Here is an 11972-nt window from a genome sequence, read left to right on the forward strand (position 1 = left end):
AGAGGAAACGTCCATGCTGGCAACGATCGTCGTCGTGGTGGTGCTGCTCGCCCTGGTGGTGTTCGGCGTCATCGCGTTCAACAGGCTGCGCACGAGCGACATCGGGGCGCAGGAGGCGCTGGGAGGCATCGACGTCCAGCTCACCCGGCGGGCCGACCTGATCCCCAACCTCGTCAACACGGTGAAGGGCTACGCGCAGCACGAGAAGTCCGTGTTCGAGGAGGTCACCGCCGCCCGCGCCGGCGTCACCGCCGCGGCCAAGGACGGCACCGTCGAGGAGAAGTCCGCCGCGCAGGCGCGGCTCGACCAGGCGATCGTCAACGTGCTCGCCGTCGCCGAGGCCTACCCGGATCTCAAGGCGTCCGCGAACTTCCTCGAGCTGCAGGAGCAGCTCGGCGAGACCGAGAACCAGCTGGCCTTCGCGCGGCAGTACTACAACGACGCCGCCGCGCAGCTGAACACCCTCGTCTCGACGATCCCGTGGATGTTCTTAGCCGGGGTTGCCGGCGTGAGGTCCCGGCCCTTCTACGACGCGCCCGCCGGCCAGGAGACGCCCCCAGCCGTCAGCTTCTGACCGTCGCGCGCTGCCGCCCGTCGACCCAGCAGACCGAAGGCGAACATCACCGGAAGCGCCGCGCTGCCCATCGAGGTGATCATCACGATGAGGAAGGCGAGCGGCAGCTCGAGGGCCAGCAGCAGGAACGGCAGGACCGGCCGCGCCCCGCGGGCGAGCAGCGTCAGGCCGAGCAGGGTGGAGCCGAACAGGATCAGCAGGAACGCCGGCAGGGTCAGCAGCCACCCGACGTCGAAGAGCACGTTGTACTCACCGGTCCACTGCGTCCAGTAGTCGACGAACGTCGACGCAGTCCCGAGCACGTAGCCCGCCAGTGCCGGCCACCACGCGAGCCGCTCGAAACCCTGGGGACGGCGCTGGCGGTGGACGACGAACGCGAACAGGGTGAACGCCAGGAACACCGGGAACCAGATCTTCCCGTAGGTGACGTAGACGAGGTCCGGGTCGCCCCAGCGCAGCAGCGGCGCGAACAGGTCCATCGCCGGCTCGGCCCAGAACGCGGTGAGGGCGGAGTCCAGGTCCTCGGCGTTCTCCGGCACGGAGAAGCGGGCCAGGGCGTGCAGCTGGCCGGCCACCAGGCCCACCCACGCCATCACCCAGGCGAACCGTCCCAGCAGAGCCTCACGTTCGAGCATCCTCGTCACCGTCCCCTTCGGTAGTCGTCACGACCCGGCGTCGCGCCTGGCGACGAGGCTAGGAAGCCGCCGCCGGGGTCCGCGTCGGCGTGTAGGTGGGACCGGTGTCCACCCCAGGATTGACGTCGCGGGACGCCGCGCGGCCGTACGCTTCGTGCGTGCGCGGCCGTCCTCACCTGCTCGACGTGCTGGTGCCTGCCGCGATTGCCGCGCTCGGCATCGTCGAGCTCGTGCTCGCCGCTCCGCCCGGGTGGGAGTACGGCGTGGCGCTGGAGGTGCTCGCGTGCGGCGTGCTCGTGGGACGGCGCCGGTGGCCGCTGGTCGTCGCCCCCGTGGCTGCGGCGACGGTTGTCGCGATGCCGTGGTTCGGTCCCCGGCTGGAGGACGTCGCGACCCCGATCCTCGTGCTCGCCGTGGCCTGCTACTCGCTCGGGAGGCGCATCGACGACCTGCGCGGCCTTGCCGGCGTCGCCCTGGTGGCGGCCATGCTGCTCGTCGACTACACCCTGGTCGACCTCCGCACCCACGACGTCACCGACGTGGTCTTCGTGTCGACGCTGCTGCTCCCGCCGTACGTCTTCGGCCGGATCACCCGCAAGCTCGCGGTGCAGGCCCAGCAGCTGCGCGAGCACCAGGCGGCCGAGCGGGACCGCGCCCTGCGCGAGGAGCGCGACCGGATCGCGCGCGACCTCCACGACGTGCTCGCCCACTCGCTGAGCGCGATGACAGTGCAGACCGCGGCCGCGCAGGACCTCGTCCGGATCGACCCGGCGCGGGCCGAGGCGCTGCTCGGCGACGTGGCGAGCACCGGGCGCCGGGCCCTCGACGAGACCGGCCGCCTGCTGCACGTGCTCCGCGACGAGGACGGCGAGCTCGGCCTGCGTCCGGCGCCCGGCCTGGCCGACCTGCCCGCGCTCGTCGAGGAGTTTCGCGACCGCGGCCTCGACGTGCGGGCCGACCTGCCGGCGGACGGCCTCGCGCTGCCCGGTGGGGTGGACGTGTCGACGTACCGGATCGCGCAGGAGGTGCTCACCAACGCGCTGCGCTACGCGCCGGACCGGTGTGCCGAGATCTCGGTCCGCGCCGACGGCGCGGTGCTGACGATCGCGGCGAGCAACGGGTGGGACGGCCGCACCGGGGTGGGAAGCGGGCTCGGCCTGCTCGGCGTCGCCGAGCGGGTCAAGGTGCTCGGCGGGACCGTGCGGCACGGGCCGCAGCAGGGTCGCTTCGAGCTCCGGGCCACGCTGCCTCTGGTGGGCTCGTGACGACGGTCGTCGTCGCGGACGACCAAGGGCTGGTGCGCGAGGGGCTGGAGCTCGTGCTGACCGCCCGCGGCTGCGACGTCGTGGGGGTCGCGGCCGACGGCCGGGAGGCGGTCGAGGTGGTCCGACGGACGCTCCCCGACGTCGTGCTGATGGACGTGCGGATGCCGGTGATGGACGGCATCGCGGCGACCGGGGAGATCACCCGGTCGGGTCTGCCCAGCCGGGTGCTGGTGCTCACGACGTACGACCTCGACGCCTACGTGTACGGCGCGCTCCGCGCCGGCGCCGACGGCTTCCTGCTGAAGGCCACCCCACCCGACCGGCTCGTCGCCGGCATCGACACCGTCGCGGCGGGAGAGGCCCTGCTGGCGCCGAGCCTCACCCGCCGGCTCATCGAGCATCACGTCCGGGGTCCCGCGCCCGTCGTGGGTCGCCCGGCGGCGCTCGCCGGCCTGACCGAGCGCGAGCACGAGGTGTTCCTGCTGATCGCCCAGGGCCTGGCCAACGACGAGATCGCCGAGGCGCTGGTCGTCTCCTCGGCGACGGTCAAGACGCACGTGAACCGCATCCTGGCCAAGCTCGGCACCCGGAGCCGGGTCGAGCTCGTCGTCCTCGCCTACGAGTCCGGCGCGGTGCGCCCCGGCGGCGCCTGACAACGACTCGCCTGCGGTCTACGGGGTGATTCGCACGGGCCGGTCGCAGGCGAGTCGTTGGCTACCCTCGCGGTCATGAGCCGCATCTTCACCACCAGCTTCGCCTCGGTGTACCCGCTCTACGTGGCGAAGGTCGAGCGGAAGGGCCGCACGAAGGCCGAGCTCGACGAGGTGATCGAGTGGCTGACCGGATTCGACAGGCCTGCGCTCGACGAGCACATCGCTGCGGGCACGACGTTCGAGGACTTCTTCGCCGACGCGCGGCTCAACCCGCACGCGTCGGCGATCACCGGCGTGGTCTGCGGCGTCCGGGTCGAGGAGATCGACGACCCGCTGATGCAGAAGATCCGCTACCTCGACAAGCTCGTCGACGAGCTCGCCAAGGGAAAGGCGATGGAGAAGGTCCTCCGGGCCTGACGGCCGCCGGCGCGAGACACGAACCGGCTGGTCAGGGGCCTGCACCCGTCATCTGACGTAGATCCCCGTCACTTCAAAGAGTCACGAGTGACCACCCGAACGGTCCTTGTTCGGGTGGCCTTCGGTCGCGCACGGTGAGAGGCGGGGGCAGGCCAGATCGACACACGTCCAGGGGGACACCTCACATGCTCAACGACTCGGGTCGCGACGACGTCCAGTCCGGACGGGTGCCCCGTCGGCTGCTCGCCGGGGTCGCCTGCTCCGCGCTCGCCGGCGTCGTCTGCCTGGCACTCGTCGCGTGGGTGCCTGGCTCGGCGCTGGGGCCGTTCCTGTTCGGTGGTGCCGCGGCCGGTCGGGACACGGGTGCGGTGGCCGTTCGTGCCGCCTCGGTCGCCCCCTCGGTGGTTCCCGGGGCGGCGTCGGCGACCGTGGGCGCCGCGGACGCGCCGATGCCCCGCGCGGGCCGTGCCGTGGACGTCGACGACGTCGTGCTCGGCGCCTACCAGACAGCAGTGTCGCTGGCGCCGGCCTCGTGCGGCCTCGACGTGTCGTTGCTCGCCGCGATCGGCCAGGTCGAGTCCGGCAACCTGACCGGCCACCGGCTCGACGCCGACCACCGGCCCGACCCGGCGGTGCTGGGACCGGCGCTCGACGGGTCGGACGGTCTCCCCCCGGTCCCCGACACGGACGGTGGCGAGTGGGACGGCGACTCGACCTGGGACCGGGCCATGGGACCCCTGCAGTTCATCCCGAGCGGCTGGCGGCTCGCCGGTGTCGACCTCGACACGGACGGCGAACGGAACCCGCAGGACATCGAGGACGCCGCCGGCGCCGCCATGGTGTTCCTGTGCGCCGGCGGCGACGACTTGTCGGAACGTTCGGGGCTGCGCGACGCGGTCTTCGCGTACAACCACACGTCGGCGTACGTCGGTCTCGTGCTGGCCTGGAAGGCGGCCTTCGCCGCCGACGGCCTGGACCTCGTGGATTCCGAGCTGCCCGAGCTCACTGCCGTGCAGTACACGCGGATCTCCCGCGACCTGGCGGTCTCGACGGCACGCACGGCCGACGCCCTCGACCCGTCGAGCCCCGCGGCCGAGTCGGACCCCAGCTACCCCGGCGTCCCTGGCGTCCCCGGAGTCCCTGGTGACCCCGGCGGCGCTGACGGCCCCGGCCCGGGCGCCGGTCCGAACCCGGGTTCTCCCGGAAACCCGCCGCGGCCCGGCGCGTCTCCGCCGACCGCGCCTCCCGGCGGAGGGGGTTCTCCCGGAACGTCACCCACCCCGCCTCCGCCCGGCTCGGCCGAGCCCGCGCCCGGCGAGCCCCCCGCCGCGCCGAACGACCCGGGCGCACCCATCGAGCCCGGCGACCCCGTTGCGCCGAGCGACCCGATCGCGCCGAACGACCCCACTCCGAGCCCCGACCCGACGCCGCCGCCCTCTGACCCGACGCCGCCGCCTTCTGACCCGACGCCGCCGCCTTCTGACCCGACGCCGCCGCCCTCGGACCCGACGCCGCCGCCTTCTGACCCGACGCCGCCGCCCTCGGACCCGACGCCGCCGCCTTCTGACCCGACGCCGCCGCCTTCTGACCCGACGCCGCCGCCCTCGGACCCGACCCCGTCCTCCGATCCGACGCCGTCCGATCCGCCGCCCTCTGACCCGACGCCGACGTCGTCCCCGACGGGCCCCGTCGCACCGTCTGGCTCTGCGGAGCCGTCGGCCCCCGCCACCTTCGGGTGACCTGGCGTTAGCGCGGGTTCCCAGCAGGGCTGAGCGCCGTACCCTGCCGACATGGAGTCCGCGCCCACGTTGCCGACCGTCCGGGTCGCCGCAGTCCAGGCCATGCCCGTGGTCCTCGACCTGGAGGCCAGCCTCGAGAAGTCGCTCGGCCTCCTCGCGGAGGCAGCCGGGCAGGGCGCCCAGCTGGTGGTGTTCCCCGAGACCTTCCTCTCGCTCTACCCGTCGTACGCCTGGGCCCACCTGCCGGGCGGAGACGGCGACGCGCTGTGGGAGCGGCTGTGGGCGAGCTCGGTCGAGGCCCCGGGCCCCGTCGTCGACCGGATCGCCGCCGCGTGCCGGGAGCACGACGTCGTCTGCGCCATGGGCGTCAACGAGCGCGAGCTCGAGCGCCCCGGCAGCCTCTACAACACGCTGCTCCTGGTCGGGCCGGACGGCCTGCTCAGCAAGCACCGGAAGCTCATGCCGACCTACCACGAGCGGCTCTTCCACGGCCTCGGCACCGGCGACGACCTCCAGGTCACCGAGACACGCCTCGGCAGGCTCGGAGGGCTGATCTGCTGGGAGAACCGGATGCCGCTGGCCCGGTGGGCCGTCTACCAGGGTGGCCCGCAGATCTGGCTCGCTCCGACCGCCGACGACTCCGACGGGTGGCAGGCCACGATCAGGCACATCGCGATCGAGTCGGGCGCGTTCGTCGTGTCGGTGCCGCAGTACATCCAGCGCGCCGGCTTCGGCGACGACTTCCCGTGGCCGCTGCCGGACAGCGAGGTCTTCGGCCGGGGCGGTGCGGCCGTCGTCGCTCCGGCGTCCGGCGAGGTGATCGCGGGCCCGCTGTACGACGCCGAGGGCATCGTCGTCGCCGACTGCGACCTGCGGCAGACGCTGCATGCCAAGCGCTGGTTCGACGCGGCCGGCCACTACAGCCGCGCCGACGTCCTGTGGCCGAGGTCGTCCCCCTGACGCCGGCGGATCGACGCGGTGATCAGCGGCGCGGTCGACGACGCCGGGTGAGCAGGTAGGCGACGGCGACGACGGCTGCGGCCGTGACGATGCGAGCGGGGTCGACGACCGGCCTCCAGGTGACGTCACCGTTCTTGACGACGAGCGCGCCCACCGGTCGGCCGCTGAGCCCGAACCCGCCGCCCTCGCCGTCCCGGCCGTGCTCGTCGGTGCCGGCGCCTGCGCCGAAGCCGCCGCTCACCGCGGCCACGGGGATCACGGTGACGCCGTCGCGCGTGTAGGGCTCACCGAAGATGCGCTTGACGGTGATCGTGTCCTTCGCCGTGGCGACGATCTCGTTGACGTTCATGGCTTCTCCTCCCGGTCAACCATCTGTGCGGCTCGAGTCCCGGTACCGGTGCAGCCCTCCCACGATCAGGGTGAGGACGATCAGGGCGAGCAGGAACTGCCACTCGCCGGGAAAGCCCAGCTCGCCCGAGGCGTTGAACGACGCGTGGAGGATCCCGGCCGCGAGCAGGCTGCCGCCGGTGGCCTCGACGGTCTCGCCGATCAGGTAGCGGAAGAACGGTGCGATGACGGCCAGCGCGGCCACGCCGACGGCCACGGAGCCCCACGTCCATCCGGGCGTGAGCTGCAGCGGCAGGTGCATGATCACGAACAGCGGGGCCGTGAGCAGCGCGCCGCCCAGCAGCCCGTGCCGCGCGGCGAGGAGGGTCTGGACGTGGCCGGCCCAGGCTCCTTCCTCGGCCAGGTTCACCTCGAGTGCGCCGTAGAGGAACGTCTGCAGCAGATAGCCGCTCACCAGGGCCGGCCATCCTCCTGCGGGCAGTCGCCATGTGCCCGTGAGCGCCGCGATGGCGCCGGTCAGCGCCGGGAGGGCCAGCACGACGAAGGCCCACCGGCCGAACCCGAACCGCCACAGCAGGAACCGCTTCCCGAACCGTCCGACGCCCGTGGCGCCGCCGGTCACCCAGGTGACGACCAGAGCCGACCCCAGCAGCGCCACGTAGGTGAAGGCGAACCCGAGTGCGGTGGTCGCGAACGTGGTTGCCGTGCGAACCGTCAGCAGGGGGATGCCCAAGCCGTAGGCCCCGACCAGGAACGCGGCGATCGGGTGCCGGACGATCCACCGGGCAACCCGGCTACGTCGCTCGACGGTGTCGTGGGGCGTGGATGTGGTCGCCATCGCGGTCAGTGGCCGCTTGGCTGCGGTAGGAGCGGGAGCTGCGCGCGGGAGGCGCCTTGCTGGACCACCCAGGCGATCCATCCGCCGCTGGCCGTGATCAGCAGCGCGCCCACGAGGACGGTCCGCGGGGTGCTGCCGGTCACCGTGGCAGCGACCAGGAGGCCGAACGGGTACATCAGCAGCGCCGCCGCCGTCCAGGCCGCTGCGGTCCACCGGGGGAGGACCCCGGACCGCCAGATGGCCACACCGAGCAGGACGTTCCCCACGAAGCCCAGCACCAGCACGAGCAACCCCATGACGCCCTGCGCCGCCGAGGCGGTCGTGGTCGGGAGGTCGGGCACCCCCTCGATGCCGGCCAGGTAGGCCTGCCCCTCCAACGGGGCGGCGACGGCGGAGATCCCGATGATCATCAGGAAGAAGGTCTGCCCGAGGACCACGACGACCATGGCGAGCAGGGCGACGTTCCCCGCGCGCGTCGAGGCCAGGTGGACGGCGAGTGCGAACACGCCGAGGATGCTCAGGCTGGTGCCGAGCCCGCTGCCGACCACGTGGCTGAGCACGTACTCGTCGGTGGTCACGTAGCGGGACCAGGCGGCGTACCGCTTGCTCGGGTCCGGCTGCGGGTGGAGTGTGGTCCAGAAGGTCAGCAGGCCGTAGAGGGGCAGACCCAGGAGACCTGCACGAACCCATCTGCTCGGTCGCGGATCCATCCCGACCTCCCGATCGCTCCGCGGGCACTCCCAGTGTCGTGACGCCGGCTCGTGCTCGGCAATGGCCCATGGTGGCTGCTGCCCCCTGGGGACAATGGCGTAGTCGGTCTGGTCCCTGCCGCCGCCGTGAGGGGTGAGACATGGGCGAGGCGGTCCATGCCTGGGACGGTCCGACCTCGCTATGGAGGGGGTTCCGCGGCGGACGGATGCTGGTCGTCAGGTGCCTGCGTTCGCGCCGGTCGAGGAGTCGGGGATGATCGCGATGTCGGTTCGGAGCTGGACCACGCGACACGAGCTGGGGTTGTTCCTCTTCCTGGCTTTCCTGCTGTCCTGGGCTCTCTGGCCGCTGGTGCTGCTGAATGCGGACAGCTCGCCGCTGGTGCCGTTCGGCCCTCTGGGCGCCGCCTTGATCGTGACGGCCGTGAGCGGGGGATGGCGAGGCGTCCTGGCCCTGGTGGCACAGCTCGGCCGCTGGCGGGTCCGGCCGCGGTGGTACGTCGTGGCACTGGTCGGACCGTTCGTCCTGACTGCTCTCGCCGGCGCCGTTGCGGTCGCAGCAGGCGCCCCGTCGCCGGGCCTCGGCGTCTACTCGGACTGGAGCGGAGTCCTCGCCTCGTTGGTGGCCACGGCGGTGATCGTCGGGCTGTTCGAGGAGGTCGGCTGGCGCGGTTTCGCGCTCCCGAGGATGCAGCGGGACCACGCCGCGCTGTCGGCTGCCCTGGCGCTGGGGCTGGTCTGGGCGCTCTGGCACCTGCCGGAGCTGGTCTCGGACTCCTCGGAGCGGGAGCCGGCGCCGTACCTGCTCGCCGTCCTGGCGTACTCGGTGCTGATCACGTGGCTGTACAACCGCACCCGCGGAAGCCTGCCCGTCGTGATCCTCTTCCACGCCGCGATCAACACGGCCGCGAGGTTCCTCATGCCGGAGTTCCCGAGTCGGTACGACGTCACCGCCTGGTGGTGCTACGCAGCCGTGTACGTCCTCGCGGCGGTGGCTGTCGTCGCTGTCGCGGGAGCCTCGCGCCCCACGACCGCCGAAGGTCCGGGTGTGGCCGGGCCCACGCGGCGCGTCAGCTCGGGGTGACCCGGTCCTACCCGCGGTCGTGCTTCTGCACGTCGATGCTGTCCGTGTGTCCCGGTAGCCCGGGCGCGCGTCCGCCGCTGCCGGTGTGCGCCGAACGCGACCAGCGCCACGAGCAGCACGATCACAATGACGGCGACCATGGTTCCCAGGCACACCAACCTGAGGCGGGGATCGTGCCTCACCCGGATCAGGCGGTCCGCTCCCACCGCCCGGACGCTGTCCTCGGCAGGTGGCCTCGCTGCGGGACTCGAGGAGGTTGGACGTGACGGCGCCGGCGGCAACCCGCTGGGCCGCGGTCGCGCGCGCCGTTCCGGGGCTGGCCATGCTGAGGAGCTACCGGCCCGCGCTGCTCGGCAAGGACCTCGTCGCCGGCGTCGTCCTGACCACGCTGCTCGTCCCCCAAGGGATGGCGTACGCCGAGCTCGCCGGCCTGCCACCCATCACCGGCCTGTACACGACGATCCTCGGCCTCGTCGGGTACGCGCTGTTCGGACCGTCCCGGGTCCTCGTCCTCGGCCCCGACTCCGCGCTCGGCCCGATGATCGCCGCGACCGTCCTCCCGCTCGTCATGGCCGGCGGCGACCCCGATGCGGCTGTCGCGTACGCGTCGATGCTCGCCCTCATGGTCGGCGCGATCACGGTGCTCGCGGGCGTGTTCAGGCTGGGCTTCGTCGCCGACCTGCTCTCCAGGCCGACCCAGATCGGGTACGTCAACGGACTCGCGCTGACCATCCTCGTCAGCCAGCTGCCCAAGCTGTTCGGCTTCTCCGTCGACGGCAGCGGGCTCATCGACGAGGCGGTCGCGTTCGTGCGAGCCGTGCAGGACGGCGAGACCGTCGCGGCCGCGCTCGCGGTCGGGGTGGCGTGCCTGGTCTTGATCCTGGTCCTGCAGCGGCTGTGGCCCCGCTTCCCGAGTGTCCTCGCGTCCGTCGTCCTGGCGATCGCAGCGGTCGCCGTCTTCGACCTGGAGGCGCGAGGCGTCTCCCTCGTCGGCGAGCTGCCGGCCGGGTTCCCGCCGTTCACGATCCCGGGCGTGCCCGTCGCCGACCTGGCCCTGCTGTTCGCCGGCGCGCTCGGGATCGCGCTGGTCTCGCTCACCGACACCATCTCGACCGCGTCGGTGTTCGCCGAGAAGACCGGTGACGAGGTCGACGGAAACCGCGAGATGGTCGGCGTCGGAGCAGCCAGTCTCGCCGCCGGACTGTTCCAAGGCTTCCCGGTCAGCACCAGCGGCTCCCGCACCGCCGTCGCCTACCAGAGCGGCGCACGGACGCAGCTGACCGGCCTCGTCGGCGCCGCCGCGATCGTCGGGCTGCTCGTGGTCGCACCCGGGCTTCTCCGCAACCTGCCGCAGCCGGCGCTCGCCGCCGTCGTCATCGCCGCGTCGCTGTCACTCGCGAACATTGCCGGTGTGCGGAGACTGCGTCGTCAACGCCGCTCCGACTTCGTGCTCGCCGTCGTCGCCTTCCTCAGCGTCGCTCTGCTCGGTGTGCTCTACGGGATCGCGGTCGCCGTGCTCCTGTCGATCCTCAACGTCTTCCGGCGGGTCTGGTGGCCGCACCAGGCCATGCTCGGCCGGACCGAGGGGATGCGCGGCTTCCACGACACGGAGTACCGCCCCACTGCCGAGCACCTCCCTGGCCTCGCCATCTACCGTTTCGACGCTCCGCTGCTGTTCGCCAACGCGCGCACGTTCCGCGACCAGGTGCGCCGCATCGTCGACACCGAACCGCGACCCACGTGGCTCATCGTGGCCGCGGAACCCATCACCGACGTCGACACCACCGCGGCCGACATGCTCGAGGACCTCGACGCCGATCTCGCGGCAGGCGGAACTCGCCTCGTGTTCGCAGAGCTGAAGGACGCCGTCCGGCAGAAGATCGAGCGGTACGAGCTGACCCACAACATCCGGGACAACCGCTTCTATCCCACCGTGCGCACCGCCGTCGAAGCGTACGAAGCCGAGACCGGCGCAAGCTGGACCGCGGGCGCCAGCCCGTACCGTCTCGACTGACGCCGACGCCGAGATGCGACTCCCCGTCGTTCGAACAACGCCGGTGCCTCCGGGCAGGGCGCCCACGAAGCCGTTGACGCCTTGTTCGGCCCGGCGTGACACTGGCCGGAAGGGGGCGGCGAAAGGGGAGTCCGATGGCGTGGAACCTGGCCGGCAGCTACAGCGAGACCTGCTCCTGCGAGCTCATGTGCCCGTGCAACTTGTCCTTCGACCACGGCGCGACCTACGACTTCTGCCGCGCGACCCTCGCCTTCAGCATCCGTGAAGGCTCGGTGGAGGGCACCGACGTGGCCGGGCGAAAGGTCGTCTTCATCGCCGACACCCCCAAGGTGATGACGGACGGCAACTGGCGCGTCGCCTTCTTCGTCGACGAGGACGCATCCGACGAGCAGCTCGACAAGCTGGTCCAGGTCTTCGGTGGTCAGCTGGGTGGGCCGATGGCCGGGCTCGCACCACTGGTCGGGGAGGTGCTCGGCGTGGAGCGCGCGGCGATCGACATCGAGGACGACGGCCTGCTGCACAGCGTCCGGGTGGGCGACGTGATCGACTTCCAGGTCCAGGACATCGTGCCCTTCGGCGTCGAGACCGGTGAGCCGGTGCGGTTCGCCGGGATGTTCCACCCGGTCGGGTCCGACCTGGTGATGGCGGAGGCGAAGCGCAGCAGGATCAACGCGTTCGGCATCACCTACGAGGGAAAGACGGGCCTCTCGAGCTCGAGCTTCTCCTGGGCCGCTTGAG

General features: G+C 72.2%; 13 protein-coding genes. 9 read left to right on the forward strand and 4 right to left on the reverse strand.

Translation table 11 applies throughout. From position 1 onward, the window contains the following. The first annotated feature begins 13 nt into the window (after positions 1-13). Positions 14-574, forward strand: coding sequence for a LemA family protein (locus ETU37_RS10940; protein ID WP_129987370.1), 561 nt, complete (start codon positions 14-16; stop codon positions 572-574). Here ETU37_RS10940 and ETU37_RS10945 read toward each other — a convergent pair. Next, a complete protein-coding gene (locus ETU37_RS10945) occupies positions 526-1209 on the reverse strand; it encodes a hypothetical protein (RefSeq protein ID WP_129987371.1) in 684 nt (227 codons plus the stop codon). The genes ETU37_RS10940 and ETU37_RS10945 overlap by 49 nt on opposite strands. Before the next feature lie 158 nt (positions 1210-1367). Between ETU37_RS10945 and ETU37_RS10950 the strand changes: the two genes are divergently transcribed. The 5 genes from ETU37_RS10950 to ETU37_RS10970 all read left to right on the forward strand — a co-directional run bounded on the left by ETU37_RS10950 (position 1368) and on the right by ETU37_RS10970 (position 6243). Further along, entirely contained in the window at positions 1368-2474 is a 1107-nt protein-coding gene (locus ETU37_RS10950) for a sensor histidine kinase (protein ID WP_129987372.1), read from the forward strand. Then, on the forward strand, positions 2471-3127 hold the full coding sequence (locus ETU37_RS10955; protein WP_129987373.1) for a response regulator: 657 nt from the start codon (positions 2471-2473) through the stop codon (positions 3125-3127). Before ETU37_RS10950 ends, ETU37_RS10955 begins: the two co-directional genes overlap by 4 nt. Positions 3128-3202: 75 nt before the next feature. Continuing rightward, positions 3203-3544 (forward strand): DUF2200 domain-containing protein, encoded by a 342-nt coding sequence (locus ETU37_RS10960; protein WP_129987374.1) that lies wholly within the window; start codon positions 3203-3205, stop codon positions 3542-3544. A gap of 185 nt (positions 3545-3729) precedes the next feature. Next, positions 3730-5283 (forward strand): lytic transglycosylase domain-containing protein, encoded by a 1554-nt coding sequence (locus tag ETU37_RS23175; protein ID WP_165372493.1) that lies wholly within the window; start codon positions 3730-3732, stop codon positions 5281-5283. 51 nt (positions 5284-5334) lie between these two features. Next, entirely contained in the window at positions 5335-6243 is a 909-nt protein-coding gene (locus tag ETU37_RS10970) for a carbon-nitrogen hydrolase family protein (RefSeq protein WP_129987375.1), read from the forward strand. A gap of 22 nt (positions 6244-6265) precedes the next feature. Here ETU37_RS10970 and ETU37_RS10975 read toward each other — a convergent pair whose 3' ends face one another. From ETU37_RS10975 to ETU37_RS23185, 3 genes are read right to left on the reverse strand one after another with little or no spacing between them, the layout of a single operon-like run. Next, positions 6266-6592, reverse strand: a complete 327-nt coding sequence (locus ETU37_RS10975; protein WP_129987376.1) for a GerW family sporulation protein — start codon at positions 6590-6592, stop codon at positions 6266-6268. Between the two features lie 15 nt (positions 6593-6607). Then, complete coding sequence (locus tag ETU37_RS23180) at positions 6608-7429, reverse strand: CPBP family glutamic-type intramembrane protease (protein ID WP_165372494.1); 822 nt, start codon at positions 7427-7429, stop codon at positions 6608-6610. Between the two features lie 5 nt (positions 7430-7434). Next, positions 7435-8139: a hypothetical protein gene (locus ETU37_RS23185; protein ID WP_165372495.1), complete on the reverse strand. Its 705-nt coding sequence runs from the start codon at positions 8137-8139 to the stop codon at positions 7435-7437. Positions 8140-8392: 253 nt separating this feature from the next. Between ETU37_RS23185 and ETU37_RS10985 the strand changes: the two genes are divergently transcribed. From ETU37_RS10985 to ETU37_RS10995, 3 genes are all read left to right on the forward strand, one after another. Beyond that, positions 8393-9220 carry a CPBP family intramembrane glutamic endopeptidase gene (locus ETU37_RS10985; RefSeq protein WP_165372496.1) on the forward strand — a complete coding sequence of 276 codons (828 nt, stop codon included), beginning with the start codon at positions 8393-8395 and terminating at the stop codon, positions 9218-9220. Between the two features lie 262 nt (positions 9221-9482). After that, complete coding sequence (locus tag ETU37_RS10990; protein WP_240755672.1) at positions 9483-11234, forward strand: SulP family inorganic anion transporter; 1752 nt, start codon at positions 9483-9485, stop codon at positions 11232-11234. 134 nt (positions 11235-11368) lie between these two features. Further along, positions 11369-11971 carry a DUF1326 domain-containing protein gene (locus ETU37_RS10995; protein WP_129987379.1) on the forward strand — a complete coding sequence of 201 codons (603 nt, stop codon included), beginning with the start codon at positions 11369-11371 and terminating at the stop codon, positions 11969-11971. Position 11972 lies beyond the last annotated feature (1 nt).

The organism is Nocardioides iriomotensis (genome assembly GCF_004168035.1).
In the GTDB taxonomy this organism is placed as follows: domain Bacteria; phylum Actinomycetota; class Actinomycetes; order Propionibacteriales; family Nocardioidaceae; genus Nocardioides_B; species Nocardioides_B iriomotensis.